This is a genomic window from Bradyrhizobium sp. WBAH42 (assembly GCF_024585265.1).
GTDB lineage: Bacteria > Pseudomonadota > Alphaproteobacteria > Rhizobiales > Xanthobacteraceae > Bradyrhizobium.
Window position 1 is genome coordinate 7,280,300 of sequence record NZ_CP036533.1, and the last position, 23,699, is coordinate 7,303,998.

Below are 23,699 nucleotides of genomic sequence, written 5' to 3' on the forward strand. Positions count from 1 at the left end.
TGCGCTATGTCCATCGGAGAGGCTTCTTCAGCTCGTACGAAATCTCCGACCGCGTCATTCCGAAGTCCAGAAGCTCCCGCTCGCTCATGGCGGCGAGCTGGCGATGAATCCGCGCGTGCTCTCGCCGGAGCCGCATGAACTCCGCCAGCTTGCGCCAGACCGATGCGACCCTCGCAGGCCGAAACGAAAGGCGCCAGCCGGCAGACCAGATCGTGCTCAAGCCGTTCAGCTCGCTGCCCTCGCGGGAGCTTGCGGAAACGGGCCGAGCGCCTTCTCGGTCAGGACCGAGTCGCAGTACTCGCGGATCTCCCTGATCTTGCCGTCCTCCAGGCGAAACACCAGGCAATAGTCGTTGTCGTAGCGTGCACCCTCGGGCGTGACGTTGTCGCCCTTGGCTTCCACGACGACGATGTCGCCATCGGCGATGAAGCGATGGGCGATGGTACGCGTGCGGTCGCGCAGGCGCGTGCGGACATAGCCGTGCAGATCTTTGAGGATCGCCTCCTTGCCGGCAAAGGTGCGCGACCAGGAATATTGCCCGGTCACGACCCATTTGGCGTCGTCGGCGAGACTTGCGGTGAACAGGGCGCGGTCGCGCGCGGCGGGATCGGGATTGGCGGCCGCGGCAAAGATATCCTGCAGCAGTTTCTTGTTGGCGCTCGCGTTCATGGCGGCATTCTCCTCGTGGTGACAACGCGGAGATCATCGCCGGGCCGACGGCATTCTTCAAATCGATTTGAAATATGATATCTATTCACCTCATGAATTTGCATTCGCTCGACCTCAACCTGTTGACCGCGCTCGACGCATTGCTGCGCGAGGCCAATGTCAGCCGCGCGGCCATGAGGATCGGCCTGTCCCAGCCGGCGACGAGCCACGCGTTGCAGCGCCTGCGCGACATCTTCGGTGATCCGCTGCTGGTGCGCACGGGCGCACGAATGGAGCTGACGCTCCGGGCCCAGGCCCTGCGCGCACCGCTGGCGCAGGCGCTCGACCAGGTGCGCGGGCTGTTCGTGCCTGACGACTTCGATGCCGCGCGCAGCGAGCGGCAATTCCGTCTGATGATGCCGGATCTCGCGGTCGAGCTGTTGATGCCGAAGTTGATGGCGAAAGTCACGCGCCTTGCCCCCAACGTCCGCATCGACGTGGTGCCGTGGCGGGGACCGGCGATCTTCCACGCCGAGTTCGCCCGCACCATCGACCTCGTGATCTCGATCGGCAATGCCTTCAAGGGCTTTCACCGGCAATTGCTCTATACCGACAGCGATGCGCTTGCGGTCCGGCGCGGCCACCCCCTGGCCGCGAAGCTGAAGCGGCGCGAGACCTTCCTCGCCGCGCGCCATGTCGGAGTCATCATCCGCGGCCAGCAGGAGGACCTGATCGACACTTGGCTGCGAGCCAAGGGCATCGAGCGGCACGTTTCGCTGGTGGTGTCAGGGTATCTCGAAGCGCTGCACGTCGCCGCGCGCACCGATCTCGTCGCCTTCGTGCCGCGCCGGCTGATCGCCGCGCTGTCGCAGCAGCTCGGCGTCGTCGCGGTGACGCCGCCGCTCGATCCTGGGATCGACGAGCAGTTCATGTTCCATCCGACGCGCGCGCAGATGGATCCCGGCTCGATCTGGCTGCGGCGGCTGATGCTGGAGACCGGGCGGGAGCTGGAGCAAGCCAGGCGGAAGCTCCCGTAGGGTGGGCAAAGCGGAGCGTGCCCACCACTTCTATTGCAATCTTGGAAAGATGGTGGGCACGGCGCTCTGCGCCTTTGCCCACCCTACAAGAGCTACGACAGCCGCGCGGCCTTACGCCTTCTGCGCCGCCATCACCTTGCTCACCGCGGGACGATCGGTCATGCGCTTGAAGTGATCGGCGATCCTCGGCGTCGCATTGATGTCGACGCTGTCGCCTTCGAGCCAGGTCGAGAGCGTGTAGAGATAGGGATCGCAGACCGTGTATTGATCGCCCATCACCCAGGGGCCTCGAAACATCTTCTGCTCGATCAGCTTGAAGCAGGCGGCCATGGTCTTCGGCACCATCGCCTTCATGTCGGCGAACGAGCTCTCCTCCGTCGCCCAGCGCGCGCCGCGCATCTTGTGGGCGTGGTTGATGTGAACGGTCGAGCAGAGATAGGAGTTGAACGACTGCACCTGCGCGAAGTCGAAGGGATCGTCGAGCGGCGCGAGCTTCGCCTTGGGGAAGGTTTGCGCGAGATAGGCCAGCATCGCCGGCGTCTCGGTCAGCACGCCGCGGTCGGTGACCAGCGCCGGCACCCGGCCCTTCGGGTTGATCGCGAGATAGTCCGGGCTGTTCTGCTGGTTGTCCTTGAAGCTCAGCCGTTCGGCGGTGTAGTCGGCGCCGGCCTCTTCCAGGGTGATGTAGGTGGCGAGCGCGCAGGTGCCGGTGGCGTAGTAGAGCTTGAGCATGTCGGACCTCATGGGGAAAACCGGAGGTTAACGGTCCACCGCCGCGCCGTCCATAGGCGGCCTGTTCGCAGTTGCCCACGGCCGCCCGGCTGTGCGAAGACGCCGTCAATCGGAGGGGGATTTGTCATGACCGTACTCATCGCCGGTGGCGGCATCGGCGGGCTCACGCTTGCGCTCAGCCTACATCAAATCGGCGTTCCCGTGAAAGTGTTCGAGAGCGTCGCGGAACTGAAGCCGCTCGGCGTCGGCATCAATGTGCTGCCGCATGCGGTGCGCGAGCTGATCGAGCTCGGCCTGCTGGACAAGCTGGACGCCAGCGGCGTGCGGACGCGCGAGCTCGCCTATTTCTCCAAGCACGGCAAGCCGATCTGGAGCGAGCCGCGCGGCCTCGAGGCCGGATACAAATGGCCGCAATTCTCGATCCATCGTGGCACGCTCCAGCAGATCCTGCTCGACACCGCGGTCGATCGGCTCGGCCGTGACAACATCCTCACCAGCCATCATCTGACCGGCTGGACCGAGACGGCGGGCGGCGTGCGCGCCGACTTCGTCGACAGGGCGACTGGCAAGGCGACCGGCACTTACGAAGGCGCAATCCTGATCGCCGCCGACGGCATCCATTCCGCCGCGCGCGAAAAGCTCTATCCGAACGAAGGCCCGCCGATCTGGAACGGCCGCATCCTCTGGCGCGGCGTCACGGCGGCAAAGGCCTTCCTGACGGGCCGCACCATGATCATGGCCGGCCACGAGATCCTGAAATTCGTCTGCTATCCGATCTCGAAAGAACCGGATGCGGCGGGCAACCACCTCATCAACTGGGTCGCCGAGCGGCACATGCCGCCGACCTATCAGTGGCGGCGCGAGGACTACAACCGCACCGCGCGGCTGGAAGAGTTCCTGCCCTGGTTCGAAAGCTGGACGTTCGACTGGCTCGACGTGCCCGCCCTGATCAGGAACTGCCCGCACGCCTATGAATATCCGCTGGTGGACCGCGATCCGGTGTCGCAATGGACCTTCGGCAAGGTCACGCTGATGGGCGATGCCGCGCATCCGATGTACCCGATCGGCTCGAACGGCGCCTCGCAAGCGATCCTCGACGCGCGCGTCATCACCCGCGAGATCCTGGCGCACGGCCCGACGCAGGCGGCACTGCTCGCCTATGAAGCCGAGCGGCGTCCCGCGACGACTGACCTCGTCCTGCTCAACCGCAAGAACGGCCCCGAGCAGGTGATGCAGCTGGTCGAGGAGCGCGCGCCTGATGGCTACAACGTGGTCACCGACGTCTTGTCGCAGCAGGAGCTGGAAGACATCGCCGCCAACTACAAGCGCGTCGCAGGCTTCCAGGTCGAGGCGCTGAATGCGAAGCCGCCGATCGTGAGCAAGGACGCACGCCTGAAGGCATGATACTCCAAAGAGCGAGATGCACGTTGATGCGCCCTCTCCCCTTGCAGGAGAGGGCCGCGGCGCTGGTCAACGCAGACTCACTCGGGTGAGGGGTTGTTTCCGCGAGTCCAACTCGCATTTGAATTCGCTGAGAGATACCCCTCATCCGGCGCTTCGCGCCACCTTCTCCCGCAAGGGGAGAAGGGAAGAGGCTCCCGCGGAGAATCTATTTACCGACCACCCTCGCCGCCTCCAGCAGGCGCTCGCTGGCGCTGGCCGTCGCCAGCACGGTGCCGTCCTCTGCCATCAGCTTGGCTTCGACGAAGGCGATGGTCTTGCCGAGCTGCGTCACCCTGGCTTCGCCGATGATCGGGCCGGGCTTTGCGGGGCTGAGAAAATTCACGGTCATGCTGATGGTGGTGGTGTAGAGCCGGCCCTCGCTCATCACCAGCACCGCCGGACCCATGGTGTCGTCGAGCATGGCCGAGAGCATGCCGCCCTGGATGAAGCCCGCGGGGTTGCAGAATTCCGGCTTGCCCTCGAAGGCGAGCTTGATCCAGCCCTCCTCGGGACGCGCATCGAGCAGGCGCCAGCCGAGCAGCTCGGCACATGGGGGCCTACGTAAGTTATCGAGCGCGGTCTTGACCATGCGATATCTCCTGCCCCCTGTTAGCGCAAGGCTGCTGACAGCCTGCTGTCAGCAGGATGGATCCTAGAGACCCAAACCATGCGCGATGACCTTGCGCATCACGTTCGGCAGCGCTTCGCCCGCTAACGTTGCGATCGGCACCCAGCGCATGCCCTCAGGGGAGCGGGTGCGGGCTTCCGCCTTCGCGGTGTAGACCACCAACTCGAGCGGGAAATGCGTGAAGACATGGGTGACGACGCCCACCTTGCGCTGCCAGCGTGACAATCCCTTCAGCTCCGGCGCCTGCTGCTTCGCCATCGCATCGTCCTGGCCGGCGAGCCAGTCCGAGCCCGGCACCTCCGTCATGCCGCCGAGCAGGCCCTTTTCGGGCCGCGAGCGGACGAGCAACTCGTCGCCGCGCGTGACCACGAAAGCGGCGCCGCGCCTGAGCGTCCCGCTCTTCTTCGGCGCCTTGCGTGGGAACGTCTCCTGGGTGCCTTGCGCGCGCGCCGTGCAGTCCTCGTTCAACGGACACAGCGAGCAGGCCGGCTTCTTCGGCGTGCAGATCGAGGCGCCGAGATCCATCAGCGCCTGCGCACTGTCGCCGGCGCGAGAATCCGCCAGCAGCGTCGCGGCGAGTTGCTGGATGAGCGGCTTGGCTTGCGGCAGCTCCTCCTCGACGGCGAACAGACGCGACACCACGCGCTCGATATTGCCATCGACCGGCATGGTGCGGCGGTCGAACGCGATTGCCGCGATTGCCGCCGCCGTATAGGGCCCGATCCCCGGCAGCGCGCGCAGCCCCTCCTCGGTATCCGGAAACACGCCGCCATGCTCGCGCGTCACAGCGATCGCGCAGGCATGGAGGTTGCGTGCGCGCGAATAATATCCGAGCCCGGCCCACATCCGCAGCACGTCGTCCTGCGAGGCGCGTCCCAGCGCGGTGACGTCTGGCCAGCGCGCGACGAACTTTTCGAAATAGGGGCCGACCGCCTTCACCGTGGTCTGCTGGAGCATGATCTCGGACAGCCACACGCGGTAGGGATCGGACGCCTCGCCCGGCGCGGCGCGCCAGGGCAGTCGGCGGCGATGGCGGTCGTACCATTGCAGGAGCGCGAGCGGGCGCGCCGACGATGACGCCGTATTCTGTTCCTTCTTGCGCGCAGTCGTGGAGAGCATACACCTTTACTAGAGGAGGATTCCGCCTGTGGCCAGCGCGACCGGACCGTTGCACGCTATAACGCCTTGCGTTATACACAGACATGATCCAGAGCTTCGCCAACTCCGAGACAGAGTTGATCTGGTCCGGTCGGCGAAGTCGAAAACTGCCGCCCGACATTCAGAATGTGGCTTTGCGAAAGCTGCGCTTGTTGAACCAGGCGCGGGTGTTGGCGGATCTTAGGGTTCCTCCGGGCAATCGGCTGGAAGCCCTGAAAGCCAACCGCGAAGGTCAGCACTCGGTCCGGATCAACGATCAGTGGCGCATCTGTTTTGTTTGGGATGAAGGAGGACCGAGAGATGTCGAAATCGTCGACTACCACTAGGAACAGTTTCCTCCGCAATCCCCATCCCGGCGAGATCCTGCTAGAGGAGTTCTTGAAGCCGATGGAACTCAGCCAGAACGCGCTGGCGCGGGCCGTTCACGTCCCGCCGCGGCGGATCAACGAGATCGTCCTCGGCAAGCGCGACATCACTGCCGACACGGACCTGCGGCTCGCCCGCTATTTCGGTCTGTCGGAGGGCTTTTTTCTGGGTCTGCAGATGGACTATGATCTGATGCAGCGGCGGCGCGAGATCGATCGCGATCTCAAGGCCATTCGGCCCCGAGCGGCCGCATAGCGGACCCGCCCCATGTCCAAATCCGGTCCCATCTTCAAGCCCGGCCCCATCAGCGCAAAACCGCTCGGGATCCTGCTCGACGACGTCTTCGCCGAGGCCTATGCCAAGCAGGGCTTTGCGGCGCGCGAGCTGGTGACGCGGTGGGCGCAGATTGCAGGTCCCGAGATCGCGGCCCATGCCGAGCCGCTCAAGATGCAATGGCCGCGGCCGGTGGAGGGGCAGCCGCAGGAGCCGGCAACGCTGGTGCTGCGGGTCGAGGGGCCGATGGCGCTGGAAATCCAGCACTCGGCCGACGTGATCCTGGAGCGGGTCAACCGCTTCTTCGGCTGGAGCGCGGTCGGCAAGCTCGCCTTCCGCCAGGCGCCGCTGTCGCGGCCGCAGGTCCGCAAGCGGCCCGGCCCGCCGGACCCCAAGGCCGTCGCCAAGGTGGCGGAGACCCTGACCGACATCGATGATGAAGAACTGAAGACGGCGCTGGCGCGCCTCGGGGCTGCCATCAAGCGAAATTGAGCCTCATTCCGCGGCCAAACTGGACCTGTCCGCAGCGCCCGCCATTGCCTCAAACGACGTTTCAAGCTAGCGACAGGCCGTCCGAAGGGGAACCTCGGGCGAACCTTGCCAATCCCGGGAGCCGACCTTGATCATTACCCGCCGCGCCTTCACCACGATGCTGTCGCTGACCGGGCTTGCCGCGTTCGCCGGGCTCTCGCCGCTGCGGTTCATCTCCGACGCCATGGCTCAGGCCGCCGCCGATGTGGCCAAGCCGGTGTCGCTGCCCGACATGGCGCTCGGCCCGAAGGACGCCGCCGTCACCATTACCGAATACGCCTCGATGACCTGCCCGCACTGCGCCGCCTTTAACGAGCAGGTGTTCCCGAAGATCAAGAAGGAATACATCGACACCGGCAAGGTGCGTTACATCTTCCGCGAGTTCCCGCTCGACATCAAAGCCGCCGCCGGCTCGATGCTGTCGCGCTGCATCGCCAAGGACGACGCGCCTAAATACTTCGCGGTCACCGACATGCTGTTTCGCCAGCAGAACGACTGGGTGATGAAGAACACCACCGAGACCCTGACGCGGATCGGCAAGCAGGCCGGCCTCACCCAGCAGCAGGTCGAAGCCTGCCTGAAGGACCAGGCGCTGCTCGACAAGATCGCCGCCGACCAGAAATACGCCAGCGACGTGCTCAAGGTGGATTCGACGCCGACCTTCTTCATCAACGGCGAGAAGATCAAGGGCGAAGCCTCGTTCGAGGAGTTCGCCAAGAAGATCAACCCGCTTCTGAAGAGCTGATTCGCTCGTCAAGATCCTGATTCGCATCTCGAAAGCCGTAGCTTTCCCGGCATAAATCCCTTGGGAAAAGCGGCTTTCGCCGGTTGCCCTCGCGGCGCACCGCGGCCATTGTCCAGCCGCATGAGGCGCCTGGCGCGACTCGCCCGGATAGCGACATTGCCTTCCATGGTATTGTCCCGGCAGGGGGATTCGCGCCTGCCAACAGAGATGCGTGCTTATGAAAATCACCCGCCTGCGACTTCACGGCTTCAAGTCCTTCGTCGAGCCCACGGACTTCGTCATCGAGCCCGGCCTGACCGGCGTGGTCGGCCCCAACGGCTGCGGCAAGTCCAATCTCGTCGAAGCGCTGCGCTGGGCGATGGGCGAGACCTCCTACAAGTCGCTGCGCGCCGCCGACATGGACGCGGTGATCTTCGCCGGCTCCGGCAACCGTCCGGCGCGCAACCACGCCGAAGTGACGATGACGATCGACAATGCCGATCGCACCGCGCCGGCGGCGATGAACGACAGCCAGCTTCTGGAAATCTCCCGCCGCATCGAACGCGAGGCCGGCTCGGTCTACCGCATCAACGGCCGCGACGTGCGCGCCCGCGACGTGCAGATCCTGTTTGCGGACGCCGCCACCGGCGCGCGCTCGCCCGCCCTCGTCCACCAGGGCAAGATCGGCGAGATCATCCAGGCCAAGCCCGAGCAGCGCCGCCGCGTGCTGGAAGACGCCGCCGGCGTCGCCGGCCTGCATGCCCGTCGCCACGAGGCCGAGCTGCGTCTGAAGGCCGCCGAAACCAATCTCACTCGCGTCGAGGACGTGATCGGCCAGCTCTCCGGCCAGATGGAAGGCCTGAAGAAGCAGGCCCGCCAGGCCGTGCGCTATCGCGAGGTCGCGGCCAAGGTCCGCAAGGCCGAGGCCACGCTGTTCCATCTGCGCTGGATCGGCGCCCATGCGGACGTCAACGAATCCGGCCAGACCCACGACCTCGCCGTGCGCGAGATGGCCGAGCGCACCCAGCACCAGGCCGAGGCCGCGCGCATCCAGGCGATCCGCGCCGCCGAGATGCCGGCGCTGCGCGACGCCGAAGCGCGCGCCGCCGCCGGCCTGCAGCGCCTGACCAATGCCCGCGAGCAGCTCGACCGTGAGGAAGAGCGCGCCAAGGAGCGCGTCGCCGAGCTCGAGCGCCGCCTCGCCCAGTTCGAGGGCGACATCTCGCGCGCCCAGCAGCAGACCATGGATGCCGACGTCGCGCTGCAGCGGCTCGACGCGGAAGATGCGGAGCTGAAGGAAGAGATCAAGTCGCGCGTCGAGAAGCGCTCCGGCGTCGACGAGCGCGTCGCCGAAGCCGAGGCGGTGCTGACCGAGACCGAGCAGCGCTTCGCCGAGCTCACCACCGCGCTCGCCGACCTCACCGCCAAGCGCAACCAGCTCGAGGCCAACGTCCGCACCCACCGCGACAAGCTCGCCCGGCTCGACCAGGAGATCGCCAACGTCACCGCGGAAGAGCAGAAGCTTGCCGCCGAGACCGGCGGCTTCGGCGATCTCGACGAGCTGACCGCGACGGTCGAGACCGCGGAGCAGACGCTGGCCGCGTCCGAAGCTGCGGCGCAGGCCAGCGAAGCTGCGCATGTCGCGGCACGCCAGACACTGGAATCATCGCGCTCGCCGCTGGTCGAAGCGGACAAGCGCGTGCAGCGGCTCGAGACCGAGGCCCGCACGATCTCGAAGATCGTCAACGGCGAAACCAAGAATCTGTGGCCGCCGATCATCGACGGCATCACCGTCGACAAGGGCTTTGAAAAAGCGATCGGCGCGGCGCTCGGCGACGACCTCGATGCGCCGATCGACCCGTCGGCGCCGATGCGCTGGACCAATGTCGGACACTCCGAGGGCGATCCGGAGCTGCCCGAAGGCGCCGTTCCGCTCTCCAACCATGTGCAGGCGCCGGCCGAGCTGGCGCGCCGCCTGGCGCAGATCGGCGTCGTGCCGCGCGAGCGCGGTGCCGAGCTGGTGTCGCAGCTCAAGACCGGCCAGCGGCTGGTCTCGCCTGAGGGCGACGTCTGGCGCTGGGACGGCTTCGTCGCCGCCGCGCATGCGCCGACCGGCGCGGCACGGCGCCTTGCCGAGCGCGCCCGCCTCGTCGACATCGAGAACGAGCTGGAGCAGGCCCGCATCGACGCGCAGATCAAGCGCCAGGCGCTGGAGAACGCCGAGTCCGAGCTGCAGATGGCAGCCAGCACCGAAGGCGCCAGCCGCGAAGCCTGGCGTGCCGCCCAGCGCGAGCTGAACGTCGCGCGCGAGCGCCATGCCAATGCCGAACGCGAGATCAGCCGACATGCCGCGCGCAAGGCGACGCTGTCGGAAGCGCACAGCCGTCTCGCCGCCGACCGCGCCGAAGCCGAGGCCGCATACGAATATGCCGAGGCCGGCATCGGGGAGCTGCCGTCGAGCGAAGACACCGAGACCCAGCTCGCCGCGGTCCGCAGCGACATCGAAGGCCGCCGCCGCATGGCCGCCCAGGTCCGCGCCGAGGCGCAGGCGCTGGCACGCGAAGCCGAGCTCGCCGACCGCCGCGTGCAGGCGATCCTCGCCGAACGCACCGAGTGGCAGAACCGCAAGGAGAGCGCGGCCTCCCACATCGACACCATCCAGGCCCGTATCGCCGAGCTCACCATCGAGCGCAGCGAGCTCGAGAACGCCCCCGCCGTGTTCGCCGAGAAGCGCAGCGCGCTGATCACCGAGATCGAATACGCCGAGAACGACCGCCGCATGGCCGCCGACGCGCTCGCCACCGCGGAAACCGCAATGGCCGAGACCGACCGTGTCGCCAAGCTGACGCTCGAAGCCTTGTCGAGTGCCCGCGAGGCCACCGCCCGCGCCGAGGAGCGCATGGAAGGCGCCCGCCGCCGGCTGGAGGACATCGAGCGCGAGATCCGCGATATGCTCGAGGTCGAGCCGCAGGCCGTCGCCGGCCTTGCCGAGATCGAGCCCGGCGCCGAGCTGCCGCCGCTGCACGAGATCGAGGAAGACCTCGAAAAGATGCGCCGCGACCGCGAGCGGCTCGGTGCCGTCAACCTGCGCGCCGAGGAAGAGCTGCGCGAGGTCGAGACCCAGCACACCGGCCTCGTCACCGAGCGCGACGACCTGGTCGAAGCCATCAAGCGGCTGCGCCAGGGCATCCAGAGCCTCAACAAGGAAGCCCGCGAGCGGCTCCTGACCTCGTTCGACGTCGTCAACAACCACTTCAAGCGCCTGTTCGTCGAGCTGTTCGGCGGCGGCGAGGCCGCGCTGCACCTGATCGAGAGCGACGACCCGCTGGAAGCCGGCCTCGAAATCATCGCCAAGCCGCCGGGCAAGAAGCCGCAGACGCTGTCGCTGCTGTCGGGCGGCGAGCAGGCGCTGACCGCGATGGCGCTGATCTTCGCGGTGTTCTTGACCAACCCGTCCCCGATCTGCGTGCTGGACGAAGTCGACGCGCCGCTCGACGACCACAACGTCGAACGCTACTGCAACCTTTTGCACGAGATGACCGGCTCGACCGACACCCGCTTCATCATCATCACGCACAACCCGATCACGATGGCGCGGATGAACCGGCTGTTCGGCGTCACCATGGCCGAGCGCGGCGTCTCGCAGTTGGTGTCGGTGAGCCTCGCCGAGGCGGTGGACATTCTCGACCAGAACGTGGCGTGAGTCCGCAGTCGCGCCACACCCATTGACGTCATCATCCGCCTTGTGCGCAAATTGCGCACTGGAGCGGACTGACCCAGTACGCCGCAGCTTCTCGGTTGACGGCACTGTCACGGAGTACTGGATGCCCCGCTTCGCGGGGCATGACCGCGGATGCAGATCTCCCCCACCCTTCCCGCCGAACTGAAGGCCGCGCTCGACGGCAAGCTCCAGGGCTTCTCCCGCAGCGACGCGGCGCAGCGCTCGCAAAGAATCTCGACCGCCTATCGCGCCGGTGGCGGCTCCGGCACGATCAAGTCCGAAGCCGATGCGCTCGCTTATGCGCTGGCGCGCATGCCTGCGACCTACGCGGCGGTGGCGGCCAGCGTCAATGCGCTCACTGAGATCGCGCCTGATCTCGCCCCCGAGACATTGCTCGACGTCGGCGCCGGCCCGGGCACCGCCAGCTGGGCGGCCGCGGAAGCCTTTCCGTCGCTGCAGGATTTCACGCTGCTCGACGCCAATGCCACGCTGAGCCGGCTCGCGCTGGAACTGGCACGCGACAGCACGCGCCTCGCGGACTGCCGCTATCTGCCCGGCGATGCCAGCGGCAATCTCGCTGAAGTCTCGCAAGCCGATCTCGTCATCGCCAGCTACGTCATCAATGAGCTCGGCGAGGCCGAACAGCGCAAGCTCGCGGAAGCGATGTGGGCCAAAGCGCGCCACGCGCTGGTGGTGATCGAGCCCGGCACGCCGGCCGGCTATGCGCGCATCCTTGCGCTGCGCAAGCAGCTGATCTCAGCTGGTGCCTTCGTCGCCGCGCCCTGCCCGCACGAAAGGCCCTGCCCGCTCATCGCCCCCGACTGGTGCCATTTCAGCCAGCGCCTGCCGCGGTCGCAGGCGCACCGCCAGATCAAGGGCGCCGAGGTGCCGTTCGAGGACGAGCGCTTCATCTACGTCGCGCTGACTCGCACGCCTCCGGCCATGCGCGCCGCGCGCGTGCTAGCGCCGCCGGACATCGGCAAGGCGGAGATCACGGCCAAGCTCTGCACGGAGGCTGGGGTTGCGCCGGCAAAAGTCCCGCGGCGCGACAAGGCGGCCTATGCCGACGCGCGGCGCTGGCGCTGGGGCGATGCCGTCATGTCCGAAAGTTAATTTCGCCGGCCGGGCCTGCCTTGAACTCGGGCCGTTCCTGATCCGACCAAGTCCTACCTTCCCTCCGCGCCGGGCTCTCATCCCGCGTCAATTTGGTCTACCCTAGCGCCCGCCTTCTTCCCTCTTCAGGAGTTCTTCATGTCGACCGGCTGGATCGTTCTCGGCGTCATCGTCGTCCTCGTGCTGTTCGCCTTCAGCGCCTACAACCGCCTGGTGGCGCTGAGCCAGCGCGTCGGCCAGGCCTTTGCCGACATCGACGTGCAGCTCAAGCAGCGCCACGACTTGGTCCCAAACCTGGTCGAGACCGTGAAGGGCTATGCCTCGCATGAGCGCGGCACGCTCGACGACGTCATCAAGGCGCGCAACTCGGCGATGTCGGCGCAGGGCCCGGCGCAGGTGTCCGCGGCCGAAACCCAGCTCTCCGGTGCGCTCGGCCGGCTGATCGCGTTGTCGGAGGCCTATCCGGACCTCAAGGCCAACGCCAATTTCCAGCAGCTCGCATCCGAGCTCTCCGACCTCGAGAACAAGATCGCAGCCAGCCGCCGCTTCTTCAACAACGCAGTCCAGGAATACAACACCGGCATCCAGCAGATGCCCGCCGCTCTGTTCGCCGGCATGTTCGGCTTCACCAGGAAGGAGTTCTTCGATCTCGGCGCCAGCCGCACCGAGGTCGAGGCGGCGCCGCAGGTGAAGTTCTGATTTGAGCCGATAGGCCGGCAGGGCATCGCGTCATGGCCGCGTATGGTCTCTACACGCACATCGCCTCGAACAAGTTTCGTTCGATGCTGCTGCTCGCCGGCCTGTTCGCGCTGGTCTACGTGCTGGTCTATGCCGGCGCGCTGGTGGCCGAGGTCGTCATCAACGGCAACGGCACGGTCGCCTATTATCTGACCCGGGCCTTCTCCGACCTGCTGAAGGCCGCGCCCTTCGCGACCGTTGCGGCGATCGCGTGGATCGCGATCGCCTATTTCTTCCACCAGTCGATGATCGACGCCGTGACCGGCGGCCACGCCGTCACCCGGCAGGAGGAGCCGCGGCTCTATAATCTGCTGGAAAACCTCTGCATCTCGCGCGGCATCACCATGCCGAAGCTGAAGATCATGGCGAGCCCGGCGCTGAACGCGTTCGCCACCGGTCTCAATCCGCGGCAATATTCCATCACGGTCACCACGGGTCTCCTCGATGCGCTCAACGACAAGGAGATCGAAGCGGTGCTGGGCCACGAGCTGACCCACATCAAAAACGGCGACGTGCAGCTCATGGTGGTCGCCGTCATCATCGCCGGCGTGGTCGGCTTCTTCGGCGAATTGTTCTTCCGCCTGTTCACGAATCTGAACTGGAGCTCCGGTTCCGGCGGCTCCTGGTCCTCGGGCTCCTCCTCGTCCTCGCGGTCGTCCTCGTCCTCAAGCGACAGCAAGAGCTCCGGGGGCGGTGCGATCATCGTCATCATCATCGCAATCGTGCTGATCGTGCTGGCCTGGCTGCTGTCGCAGGTGGTGAAGCTCGCGCTGTCGCGGTCACGCGAATATCTCGCCGACGCCGGCTCGGTCGAGCTGACCAAAGATCCGGATGCCATGATCTCGGCGCTGCGCAAGATCGAGAATCGCGGCGAGCTGCCAGGCGCGACCTCGGCGGTGATGGAGCTCTGCGTCGACAATCCGCGCGAGGGCTTTGCCGATCTGTTCGCGACCCACCCGTCCGTGCAGTCCCGGGTCGACGCCCTGGTCAAGTTCGCCGGCGGCCATGACCCCGGTCCGCTGCCGGACCCCACCGAAGAGACGGAACAGCCCGAGACCGAACAGGCCGAGGCGCAGGACGGTCCGCCGCCGCTCTCGCACGGGCCGTGGGGCGATGGCGCCGCTCCCGCCAATCCGCCGCCTGTTCCCGCGCCCAGCCCCTCGGGAGCCCCGGCAGCCAATCCGATGGGACCGTGGGGCCGTCACTGATGACGTGATTTGCCGCTTCATGCGGCAGGTTTCCCGGCAATCGGGAATATCCTCGGGAATTGCCGTGACTGGAGCGCAAGGAATTGAATTCTCCCTTGTTTCTGCCATGTTCGCGCCCAACAGCAGACTCGGGACGTCTTTTCGGACATCGATTTGGGGCCCGGCCGATTGCGACCTCGCGATCGGGGGCGCGCGTTAGGGGACAGCAATGGCAAAGCCGGCAGTGGTTGTGGTGGGCGCGGACAAGGGCGGGGTCGGCAAGACCACGGTATCGCGCACCCTGCTCGATTATTTCTCGGCCAACAACGTGCCGACGCGGGCGTTCGACACGGAGTCGCCGCGCGGAACCCTGAGGCGCTTCCACCCCGACATCACCGAGATCGTCGACATGACGACGACGGCCGACCAGATGAAGATCTTCGACACGCTCAACGCTGTCAGCCCTTCGGTCACCGTCATCGACGTCCGCGCCGGCCTGCTCTCGCCGGCGCTGGCTTCGCTGCGCGACATCGGCTTCCTCGACGCCGCCAAGGCGGGCCAGATCACCTTCGCGGTGTTCCACATCCTCGGACCCTCGATCGCCTCGCTGGAGGAAATCGCGGAGACCGCGGGCTTCATGTCCGGCGCGAAATATTTCCTGGTGAAGAACTTCATCAACGACACCCAGTTCTTCCAATGGGACCAGGCGACCTACAATTCCTACTTCCACCGCATCAAGGACGCGACCGAGCTGACCATCCCCAAGCTCAACGAAATGGCCTATGAGCAGGTCGAGGTGTCTTCCGTCCCGTTCCTGAAATTCGTCGCCAACAAGGGCATCAACGACGAGGCCGCGAACTATTCGTTCGTGCTGCGCGGCTATGTCCGGCACTGGCTGGCCAACGTCTGGAGCGAGTTCGACCGCATCCGCCTGACCGACATCGTTGGTTCGAAATCCGTCACCCGCAACAGCGAAAAATAGTTGCGGACCCCGGGCGGATACGGCTGGATTGGGCGGTGAGTTGGCCCAGATACTGGCTGTCGATGCCCGCAACGCCCGTCTACATCATCTGCTCGCCTCGCCCGCAGGTCGGCAAGACCTTGCTGGCGCGGCTGCTGACAGAATTCCTGCTGCTTAAGAACGGCAACGTCGCGGCCTTCGACGTCAATCTGAAGGAGCCGTCGCTGCTCGATTACCTGCCGAAGGTGACCGAGACCGCCGACGTGATCGACACTTACGGCAAGATGCAGCTGATGGACCGCGTCATCGTCGATGACGGTGTTGCCAAGGTCATCGACCTCGGCTTCCACGCCTTCGACGAGTTCTTCAAGATGACCGACGAGATCGGCCTGTTGAAGGAGGCGGCGCGCCGGCATGTGGCACCACAGATCCTGTTCGTCGCCGACACCGACCGTGTCTCGGCCCGCGCCCACGAGACGTTGCGCGGGCAGATCCCGCGGATGAACCTGGTCACGGTGGACAACGAATATGTCGTCCGCGGCGAGCTGCCGCCGGCGATGGGAGGTGGCCGGCTGTTCCGCCTGCCGGCGCTGCCGGGTTTCCTGAAGACGTATATCGACCGGCTGAATTTCTCCTTCACCGGCTATCTGCGGCAGGAGAAGGACTCTTCCACCGAGCTGCATCAGTGGATCCGGCGCAACTACCTCGCCTTCCGCGAGCTTGAGCTCAGCCTGATCCTGCAACGGTCCTGATTTATTTTACCCGGGCAATATTGACCGACCGCCCGGCGGCTTGTATGACCTCGCGTGACACCCTTCCTCGCGAGACCAAGCCCATGAGCATCGACCGAAAGGCCGCGATTGCCGCCTACAAGGAGCGCAAGACCGCCGTCGGCATCTACGTCGTCCGCTGCGTGGCGACAGGCGAAGCCTGGGTCGGGCAGGCGTTTGATCTCGAGAAGGTCGCCAACCGGATCTGGTTCACGCTGCGCCAGGGCGGGCATCCCTGCCGCGCCCTTCAAGCGGCGTGGAACGCGCATGGCGCCGCTGGCCTGACATTCGCCGAGTGCGAGCGGCTGGACGAGGAGGAAACGAGCTACATCCGCGATGCACTCCTGAAGGACCGCATGCTGCATTGGCGGTCGGACCTCAACGCCGAAGCGATCTAGTCGGCCACGTTCACTACCAGCCGCGCACCCTATCGGCGCTTTTCGCGGGCCGTGTCGATCGCCTGACATTTTCTTTGGCGCACCGATGATTTTGGCCCGCCTGCGCTGTCCTGATCCATAGGCGCGCCGGAATGATCCGGGTGGCCCGGACAGGGGGGTAATCCATGGGATCGTTGCAAGATAAAAATGTCGTCGTCGTAGGAGGCAGCCGCGGCGTCGGCCGCGCAATCGCGGAAGCCGCCCTCGGCGAGGGAGCGACGGTCCTCGCCGTCGCCCGCGAAGCAGCAGCCCTGACTCAATTGGCGAACGAGACGCCGAGGTTGAGAACCCTTGCGGCCGACGCGACGCAGGATACAGCGCCGGGGCAGGTTTTCGCCGCGCTGGCGCCGGACGTCCTGGTGATCTGCGCGGGCTCACTTGCCCCCAGCGCGCCTATACAGGACCTGACCTGGGAGGCCTTCTCCGCCAACTGGGAAACGGACGTCAAGGCGTCGTTCCTGTTTTGCAGGGCGGCGCTGCGAGGTCCGCTCAAGCCGGGAACACGGATCGTCCAGATCTCCAGTGGCGCGGCCTTCAGCGGCGGACCGCCGTTTGCCGGCGGGTATGCGGGGGCAAAGCGCGCGCAGATCTTCCTGGCCGGTCATTGCCAGAAGGAGTCGGATCGGCTCGGACTGGGCCTGCGCTTCATGGACCTGGCCCCCATGCGTATCATGCCCGGCACCCGCGTGGGCAAGGGCGGCGTCGACGGCTATGCCGGCTATCTGGGCATCCAGCCCGCGGACGTTCTCGCGGGCATGACCGACATGCAAACGCCGGCCGATGTGGGAAGGGCGGTGGTTGCCCTGGCCACCGGGACATCGGAGGGCAGTTCCTTCATGGTGAGCGGGAGCGGACTTGCGCCGGCGGCCTGAGGCACACACAGAATGCAGATCGAATTCAGCACTGCAGGCCCGACATGACAGGCCCTCCTGGCCCTTTCGAGCCATTGGGCGAGCCAGGCCAGCCGTTCCTCGATCGGCTGGCCTTCGAGCATTTCACGGCGGCTCACCGTCGCGAGATCAAGCTCCACTGCTACCGCATGATGGGCTCGCTGCACGAGGCGGACGACCTCGTACAGGAGACCTTTCTGCGAGCTTGGCGCGCGCGGTCGGAGTTCGACGGGCGAGGCTCGGTCCGCGGCTGGCTCTACACGATCGCCACCAACAGCTGCCTCAACGCTCTCAAGGCGAGGACCAAGACGCATCGCTTTCTCCAGCAGCCCGGACGGCCTCCCTCGCAGGGGCGGGCCACGGGCGGGCCCGCAGCCGAGCTTGCCTGGCTGGACCCTTACCCGGATGCGGAGCTTCCCGCCGTCGCCGACGACACGCCCGGTCCGGAAGCACGGTACGAGACCCGCGAAGCCGTGCAGCTCGCCTTCGTCGCGGCCATCCAGGATCTGCCGCCTAGGCAGCGGGCCGCGCTGCTGCTTTCCGACGTCCTGGGATGGTCGGCTGTCGAAACGGCGCGATTGTTGGGCGGCTCGACGGCCTCGATCAACAGCGCATTGCAGCGGGCTCGCGCAACCCTCGCGGCGCGATATCCCGAGGGACGTCCCGCCGTCGATCGCAGACCAGCCGAGAGGAGGGACTGCTGCTCGAGCGCTACATGCAGACCTGGCAGGCCGCCAATCTCGACGGCTTCATAGAACTCTTGCGGGAGGACGCCACCTTTAGCATGCCGCCATGGCGGGAGTGGTATCAGGGGCGCGCGGCCATTCGGGCTTTCTTCGAGACCATCTGGACCAGGTTTGCCGGCTTCCGAGCGGTCGCCATCGGCGCCAACGGCCAGCCGGCTGTCGGTGTCTACGCGCGCACCCATCAAGATCCGGCATGGCGCGCCCATTCGCTGCATGTCATCGAGCCTGCGGACGGCGGGATCGCCTCGCTGACGGTCTATCTGGGGCCGCTCGGGCCCGAGCTGTTTCCGGCCTTCGGCTTGCCGCCGCCCTAGCCAGGTCTGCGCTTGCCGCAGGCTCTCGCCGCAGCGGCGAGCACGCTCAATGCCCCTCGAACGTCATCAGCGTGCGCACCGGGACGTCCATCGCACGCAGCTTGGCGGCGCCGCCGAGCTCGGGCAGGTCGATGATGAAGCAGACGGCGACGACGTTGGCGCCGATCTGGCGCAGCAGCTTCACCGCGCCTTCCGCGGTGCCGCCGGTGGCGATGAGGTCGTCGACCAGGATGACGCGCTCGCCGGGCTGAATCGCGTCGACATGCATCTCCATCTCGTCGATGCCGTATTCGAGCGAGTAGGCGATGCGCACCGTGGTATGCGGCAGCTTGCCCTTCTTGCGGATCGGCACGAAGCCGGCCGAGAGCTGGTGCGCCACCGCGCCGCCGATGATGAAGCCGCGCGCCTCCATGCCGGCGACCTTGTCGATCTTGTTGCCGGCCCAGGGATTGACGAGCTCGTCCACGGCGCGGCGGAACGCGCGCGCATCCGCGAGCAGGGTTGTGATGTCGCGGAACATGATCCCGGGCTTGGGATAGTCCGGGATGGTGCGGACGCTCGCCTTCAGATCGTGGTCAAAGGTCATGGTTATCTCACTCTGGCTTTTCCACCGTCATTGCGAGCGAAGCGAAGCAATCCAGATCTTCTCCGCGGCAAGAGCCTGGATTGCTTCGTCGCCAGCGCAAAATTGCTTCGCAATTTTGTCGCGGGCTCCTCGCAATGACGGTCATACTCAATTCGCCCCAGCATCCAGCCGGAACGCGTTTTCGACGATACGTAACCCCACCTCGCCGCCGAGCGACATCAGCGATTCCGGGTGGAATTGCACGCCGGCGACCGGCAGGGTCTTGTGCTCAAGCGCCATGGCGACGCCGTCCTCGGTGCTGGCGGTGACGCTCAGGACCTCCGGCATGCTGTCGCGCTCGACGAAGAGCGAGTGATAGCGGCCAATGACGATCTCGTTCGGCAGGTTGCGCATCAGCCGGCCGCCGCGCACCTGCACCCGTGAGGGCCGGCCATGGGCGGGATGGGTGAGCTGGCCGAGCTCGCCGCCGAAATATTCGCCGATCGCCTGGACGCCGAGGCAGACGCCGAACACCGGCAGCTTCTTCTCCAGCGCCGCGTCGATTGTTGTCTTGATCCCGAAATCCTCAGGGCGCCCGGGGCCGGGCGACAGCACCAGCAAATCCCACCTCTTCCGCTTGAGCATGTCGAGCGCATGCACATAGCGGACCACGGTGACGCTGGCGCCGACCTGACGGAAATAATCGGCGAGCATATGCACGAAGCTGTCGTCGTGGTCGATCAGCAGCACCTGCTTGCCCGAGCCGGTGGCATCGGGCGCAAAGGTCGAGAGCGGCTTCGGCGGATCGCCGCGCAGCGCCTGGAACAGGGCGGCAGCCTTGACCTGGCATTCGCGATCTTCCGCGGCGGGATCGGAATCGAACAGGCAGGTGGCACCGACGCGCACTTCGGCGAGGCCATCCTTCATGCGGATGGTGCGGATGGTGAGGCCGGTGTTGATGCTGCCGTCGAAATTCACCGCGCCGATCGCACCGGCATACCAGCGCCGCGGCGAGCGCTCGTGGTCCTCGACGAACTGCATCGCCCACAGCTTTGGCGCACCCGTGACGGTGACCGCCCAGGCATGGGTGAGGAAGGCATCGAGCGCGTCGAAGCCGGGGCGCAGCATGCCCTCGACGTGGTCGACGGTGTGGAACAGTTTTGAGTACGTCTCGATCTGCCGGCGCGCTAGAACCTTGATGGTGCCGGGCACACAGACGCGCGCCTTGTCGTTGCGGTCGACGTCGGTGCACATGTTGAGCTCGAACTCGTCCTTCTCCGAGTTCAAGAGCTGGCGGATCTGCTCGGCGTCGCCGATCGCATCAAGGCCGCGCGCAATCGTGCCGGAGATCGGGCAGGTCTCGACGCGGCGGCCGTCCGAGCGCACGAACATTTCGGGCGACGCCGAGACAAGAAACTCGCCCTCGCCGAGATTCATCAGCGCGCCGTAGGGCGACGGGTTGATGACGCAGAGGCGCTGGAACACTTCGGCCGGTGAGCGGTCGCAGGGCTCGGCGAACAGTTGGCCGGGCACGGCCTCGAACAGATCGCCGCGCGCGAAGGCCGCGCGCGCGGTTTCGACCGTGGCCTGATATTCACCGGGCGCGTGATCGGCAAAACCCTGGCGCGGCGTCTTCAGGTAGGGGCTGTCGGCGGTTTCGCGCGGCAGGCCCTCCGTCGATTTGCCCTTCCAGGCGAAATCGTAAGAGAGCACGACGCCGCGGCCGGTGGCGCGGTCATAGGCCAGCAGGCGATCGGGCACGTACAGCACGATGTCGCGCTGGTCTTGCTCGCGCGGACGCTTCTGAACGAGGTCCTCGATCTGGAAGACGAGGTCGTAGGCGAAGGCGCCGAACAGGCCGAGCAGGCCATCATCATTGGCGGAGAAGGCGGCGACGAGGTCGCGCACCAGCGACATCACGCTGGCCCGCCGCGTGCGCTGGTCTTCCTCGACCGGGGCATCGCCGCGGATGATGTGGCCGGCCAAGCGCGCTGCAGCCTTCTCGGAGATCACCACGCAGGGGTCGCGCAGGACGTCGCCGAGGAAGGCGATCAGCACCTCTCCGCGCGCGTTCAGCGCTTCCAGCTTGAAATTGACGCCGACTGTCTCGAGCTTGAGCGGCGGATCGGAGAAGCCGAGGTCGAAGCTCTCGTAGCGGCCGGGCACGGTCGTGCCCGAGGACAGCACCACGCCGCGGCGGCGGTCGAGCAGGCTGATGAGGTCGTCGAGCCTGCTGGCGCCGCCGGTAAATTGCTCCGCCACGCGCGTGATCGCAAGCCCCGCGCGGGTCGCGTACTCACTTCTGGCCGGGAGGGCAAAGACTGTCCTGTTCATGTCGTCCTCTTACGAAACTTGCCGAGGGAACGCCACACAGGACAAACGATCGGGCCGCCGCACTGCGTGGCGACCTCTAGCGATTTTGAGAAATGAAATCGCACCGGCCACCTCTTTAGGAGGTGCGCCACCAAAGACGGGCTGGGCGGACGGCGGTGCTCATGGGCGGATACTCACCATGGCGCGAGGGCGGCGTCAAGGGTGGCTGGGGCGGCTTCAATCGCCAAAATGGCGACGGCCAGGTCTCAGCCGCTTCAAGCCCGCATCTGCAGGCTGTCGCGCCCTATGGCCGCGTCCGAAGCATGACGCTCGATCTCGGCTCGCGTTACCGTGAGCAGAAGTTCGTCGTCGGGTTCGACGACATTGCTACGGTCAGCCAAGGTTTCAACCATAACACCTGTCTTTCCTGTGACCGCACACCATGTGGCATGATCGTCGCTCACGCGTAGCGCCGTGATCATCGCGGCCGGATCCAGATCCAACTTTCGCAACAGCAGGTCGATGGCCTCGGCCGCCAGATTTTGCTCGGCAACTCTCAAGAAATTCCGGATCGTGTCAGCGCCTACCGTCGACAACCGCGCGCCCACCAGTGTGGGCGGAAAGCTCTTCAATACTTCATGCATGGCCGACGGCTTCGGGCTCTGGCTGCCTGGGCCGAATTCGTAAAGTTCTCCACCCGCCTCTTCGTAAACGCACAGGCGCGAACCCTTGTCAGTCTTGACGCCAATGGCAATGCCCTGCACCCCTTCAACATCCATATTGCTTCCCGCGAACGCCTGAACCTTGAGCTCCGGGTCAGGCCTCACCGCCCCGCACGCGGCGGCGATCGTGAGCTGCAGGCGGTCGGTGATCTGAGAGCTGATGTGGCGAACGCTCAGCCAGATCCGACGTTGCGACAGATGTGGGTTAAGTTGCGCAAGCCGTTCGATTTCGGAGGCATACTGTTCCTGCGCGACAGCATGCAATTCGGGCCAGCTTGCGATCCATCGGGCTGCAAGTTGTTTCATTGGTTGCTGTCGTTCTGCTTCATAGAAGCGACGATCAAGCGCATCGAGCGCCGAGGCTCGGTTCTCGAAGCCATTCTGCTGCACGCTCTCTTGGGGATTATCCCCTACCCAGGCGATCATTTCCTGCAATATACGATGTTGCGCGCTCGCTCCCATCGCCTCGAGTCCGGCGAGCGCATCGCCAGACGTCGTGGGAAGCATCGAAACGCCCGTGTTACCGATGAACTGGCTGTGACCGCCGTTGTTGACCTGAGCGAGATAGTAGTCTGCGTGATAGGCCTGCATGGCCACAGCGGGCAGTTCACGTCCGGAGTACACGCCGACGCGTTGCATTTGGTTGACGTAGTCGACCACCGCGTGGGTTAGATATTCGGCCTTCTCAGGGTCCTCGGGCGCCTCCAGCCGCTCGCGAGGCAAAACAACCGTCGTCAACCGACCATCCACAATCATCACCCCCTCCACAGTCGCGTAGCGAAGGGCTACACGGCTGCAGCCTATGATTGCAGCGAGCTGTTATCAATAGCGATGCAACACGTGCGCAGATCGACCCGCACCACTGCTGCTGCTACCCCAGATGCTTCCGGAAAAACTCCGTCGCCCGGCCCCAGGCGAGCTCGGCGGCTTCGCGGTCGTGCACGGCCTGGCGCTGCTCGTTGACGAAGGCGTGCTCGGCGTCATAGCGGAACAGCTCCAGCGACTTGCCGGCGGCCTTCATGGCCTTCTCGAAACCATTGACCAGCTCCGGCGTGCACCAATCGTCCTTGTTGGCGAAATGGGCCTGGAGCGGGATCTTGACGTCGGCGGGCTTGGCCGCCTGCTCGGGCGGGATGCCGTAGAACACGACGCCGGCCGCGAGCTCCGGGATCTTGGTCGCGCCGATGATGGTGACGGCGCCGCCGAGGCAGAAGCCGGTCAGCCCGACCTTGGCGCCGTTGCGCGACAGATATTGCGCGGCACCGCGCACGGTCTGCGCGGTGGCGTCCATGAAGTCGAGCGAATTCATCTCCTTGTTGGCGCTGTCCGTGTCGTGATACGGCACCACCTTGCCCTTGTAGAGATCGGGCGCCAGCGCGTCGAAACCGGCCAGCGCGAAGCGGTCGCACAGGCCCTTGATCTGGTCGGACAGGCCCCACCATTCCTGGATCACGACCACGCCCGGCGCATTGCCGCGCGCGGCGTTGGCGAGATAGCCCGAGGCGTCCTTGCCGTCCGGGCGCTTGAAGGTGATGCTGGTTCCCATGGTGTCCTCCGGTGAGTTTCTGGGGGATCGGTTGGCGGTATTTTGGCGGGTGCGGGGGTGTGACGCAATCCACACTCTCGTCATTCCGGGGCGCGCGATAGCGCGAGCCCGGAATCCATTGGGCCGCGGAGGTGGT

25 protein-coding genes are annotated in these 23,699 nt (G+C 65.9%); 16 read left to right on the forward strand and 9 right to left on the reverse strand.

The annotated features are described in order from the left end of the window. Nucleotides 1-4: 4 nt before the first annotated feature. Both DCG74_RS34280 and DCG74_RS34285 read right to left on the reverse strand, forming a co-directional pair. A complete protein-coding gene (locus tag DCG74_RS34280; protein ID WP_172785936.1) occupies nt 5-136 on the reverse strand; it encodes a DUF1127 domain-containing protein in 132 nt (43 codons plus the stop codon). 89 nt (nt 137-225) lie between these two features. Next, entirely contained in the window at nt 226-669 is a 444-nt protein-coding gene (locus tag DCG74_RS34285; RefSeq protein ID WP_172785935.1) for a nuclear transport factor 2 family protein, read from the reverse strand. 92 nt (nt 670-761) lie between these two features. On the opposite strand from DCG74_RS34285, the gene DCG74_RS34290 reads away from it, so the two are divergent. Then, nucleotides 762-1,685: a LysR family transcriptional regulator gene (locus DCG74_RS34290; RefSeq protein WP_172785934.1), complete on the forward strand. Its 924-nt coding sequence runs from the start codon at nt 762-764 to the stop codon at nt 1,683-1,685. A gap of 111 nt (nt 1,686-1,796) precedes the next feature. Here DCG74_RS34290 and DCG74_RS34295 read toward each other — a convergent pair whose 3' ends face one another. After that, the gene (locus tag DCG74_RS34295) at nt 1,797-2,417 is read right to left on the reverse strand and encodes a glutathione S-transferase family protein (protein WP_172785933.1); all 621 of its coding nucleotides are present in this window, start codon (nt 2,415-2,417) and stop codon (nt 1,797-1,799) included. A gap of 126 nt (nt 2,418-2,543) precedes the next feature. Between DCG74_RS34295 and DCG74_RS34300 the strand changes: the two genes are divergently transcribed. Further along, nucleotides 2,544-3,821: a flavin-dependent oxidoreductase gene (locus tag DCG74_RS34300; protein WP_172785932.1), complete on the forward strand. Its 1,278-nt coding sequence runs from the start codon at nt 2,544-2,546 to the stop codon at nt 3,819-3,821. Nucleotides 3,822-4,026: 205 nt separating this feature from the next. On the opposite strand, the gene DCG74_RS34305 is transcribed toward DCG74_RS34300, so the two are convergent. Further along, nucleotides 4,027-4,449 (reverse strand): PaaI family thioesterase, encoded by a 423-nt coding sequence (locus tag DCG74_RS34305; protein WP_172785931.1) that lies wholly within the window; start codon nt 4,447-4,449, stop codon nt 4,027-4,029. A gap of 63 nt (nt 4,450-4,512) precedes the next feature. Continuing rightward, nucleotides 4,513-5,607: an A/G-specific adenine glycosylase gene (mutY, locus tag DCG74_RS34310; RefSeq protein ID WP_172785930.1), complete on the reverse strand. Its 1,095-nt coding sequence runs from the start codon at nt 5,605-5,607 to the stop codon at nt 4,513-4,515. Between the two features lie 83 nt (nt 5,608-5,690). Between mutY and DCG74_RS34315 the strand changes: the two genes are divergently transcribed. The 14 genes from DCG74_RS34315 (at nt 5,691) to DCG74_RS34380 (ending at nt 18,417) form a co-directional block, all read left to right on the forward strand. Next, nucleotides 5,691-5,972, forward strand: a complete 282-nt coding sequence (locus tag DCG74_RS34315) for a type II toxin-antitoxin system RelE/ParE family toxin (RefSeq protein ID WP_172785929.1) — start codon at nt 5,691-5,693, stop codon at nt 5,970-5,972. Beyond that, nucleotides 5,947-6,267, forward strand: coding sequence for a HigA family addiction module antitoxin (locus tag DCG74_RS34320; protein WP_172785928.1), 321 nt, complete (start codon nt 5,947-5,949; stop codon nt 6,265-6,267). The genes DCG74_RS34315 and DCG74_RS34320 overlap by 26 nt, the downstream gene beginning before the upstream one ends. A 12-nt stretch (nt 6,268-6,279) precedes the next feature. After that, complete coding sequence (locus tag DCG74_RS34325; protein ID WP_172785927.1) at nt 6,280-6,777, forward strand: DUF721 domain-containing protein; 498 nt, start codon at nt 6,280-6,282, stop codon at nt 6,775-6,777. A 127-nt stretch (nt 6,778-6,904) separates the two neighbouring features. After that, complete coding sequence (locus tag DCG74_RS34330) at nt 6,905-7,561, forward strand: DsbA family protein (protein ID WP_172785926.1); 657 nt, start codon at nt 6,905-6,907, stop codon at nt 7,559-7,561. Nucleotides 7,562-7,778: 217 nt separating this feature from the next. Next, nucleotides 7,779-11,243: a chromosome segregation protein SMC gene (gene smc, locus DCG74_RS34335; RefSeq protein ID WP_172785925.1), complete on the forward strand. Its 3,465-nt coding sequence runs from the start codon at nt 7,779-7,781 to the stop codon at nt 11,241-11,243. A gap of 150 nt (nt 11,244-11,393) precedes the next feature. Then, complete coding sequence (locus DCG74_RS34340) at nt 11,394-12,374, forward strand: small ribosomal subunit Rsm22 family protein (protein WP_172785924.1); 981 nt, start codon at nt 11,394-11,396, stop codon at nt 12,372-12,374. A gap of 138 nt (nt 12,375-12,512) precedes the next feature. Continuing rightward, the gene (locus DCG74_RS34345; RefSeq protein WP_172785923.1) at nt 12,513-13,073 is read left to right on the forward strand and encodes a LemA family protein; all 561 of its coding nucleotides are present in this window, start codon (nt 12,513-12,515) and stop codon (nt 13,071-13,073) included. 32 nt (nt 13,074-13,105) lie between these two features. Continuing rightward, a complete protein-coding gene (locus DCG74_RS34350; RefSeq protein WP_172785922.1) occupies nt 13,106-14,320 on the forward strand; it encodes a M48 family metallopeptidase in 1,215 nt (404 codons plus the stop codon). Between the two features lie 208 nt (nt 14,321-14,528). Beyond that, nucleotides 14,529-15,281 (forward strand): hypothetical protein, encoded by a 753-nt coding sequence (locus tag DCG74_RS34355; RefSeq protein WP_172785921.1) that lies wholly within the window; start codon nt 14,529-14,531, stop codon nt 15,279-15,281. A 62-nt stretch (nt 15,282-15,343) separates the two neighbouring features. Continuing rightward, nucleotides 15,344-16,012 (forward strand): hypothetical protein, encoded by a 669-nt coding sequence (locus tag DCG74_RS34360; RefSeq protein ID WP_172785966.1) that lies wholly within the window; start codon nt 15,344-15,346, stop codon nt 16,010-16,012. 83 nt (nt 16,013-16,095) lie between these two features. After that, entirely contained in the window at nt 16,096-16,428 is a 333-nt protein-coding gene (locus DCG74_RS34365) for a GIY-YIG nuclease family protein (protein WP_172785920.1), read from the forward strand. 164 nt (nt 16,429-16,592) lie between these two features. Continuing rightward, a complete protein-coding gene (locus tag DCG74_RS34370) occupies nt 16,593-17,339 on the forward strand; it encodes an SDR family oxidoreductase (protein WP_172785919.1) in 747 nt (248 codons plus the stop codon). Nucleotides 17,340-17,383: 44 nt separating this feature from the next. Beyond that, on the forward strand, nt 17,384-18,112 hold the full coding sequence (locus DCG74_RS34375) for an RNA polymerase subunit sigma-70 (protein ID WP_246708848.1): 729 nt from the start codon (nt 17,384-17,386) through the stop codon (nt 18,110-18,112). After that, nucleotides 18,073-18,417: a nuclear transport factor 2 family protein gene (locus DCG74_RS34380; RefSeq protein ID WP_246708847.1), complete on the forward strand. Its 345-nt coding sequence runs from the start codon at nt 18,073-18,075 to the stop codon at nt 18,415-18,417. The genes DCG74_RS34375 and DCG74_RS34380 overlap by 40 nt, the downstream gene beginning before the upstream one ends. A 46-nt stretch (nt 18,418-18,463) precedes the next feature. Here the strand turns inward: DCG74_RS34380 and DCG74_RS34385 are convergent, their stop codons facing one another. From DCG74_RS34385 to DCG74_RS34400, 4 genes are all read right to left on the reverse strand, one after another. Further along, nucleotides 18,464-19,003, reverse strand: a complete 540-nt coding sequence (locus DCG74_RS34385; protein ID WP_172785918.1) for an adenine phosphoribosyltransferase — start codon at nt 19,001-19,003, stop codon at nt 18,464-18,466. A 147-nt stretch (nt 19,004-19,150) separates the two neighbouring features. After that, nucleotides 19,151-21,316 (reverse strand): anthranilate synthase component I, encoded by a 2,166-nt coding sequence (locus DCG74_RS34390; RefSeq protein WP_172785917.1) that lies wholly within the window; start codon nt 21,314-21,316, stop codon nt 19,151-19,153. A gap of 254 nt (nt 21,317-21,570) precedes the next feature. Further along, complete coding sequence (locus DCG74_RS34395; RefSeq protein ID WP_172785916.1) at nt 21,571-22,773, reverse strand: DUF4375 domain-containing protein; 1,203 nt, start codon at nt 22,771-22,773, stop codon at nt 21,571-21,573. 115 nt (nt 22,774-22,888) lie between these two features. Further along, nucleotides 22,889-23,563, reverse strand: a complete 675-nt coding sequence (locus DCG74_RS34400) for a dienelactone hydrolase family protein (RefSeq protein ID WP_172785915.1) — start codon at nt 23,561-23,563, stop codon at nt 22,889-22,891. Nucleotides 23,564-23,699 lie beyond the last annotated feature (136 nt).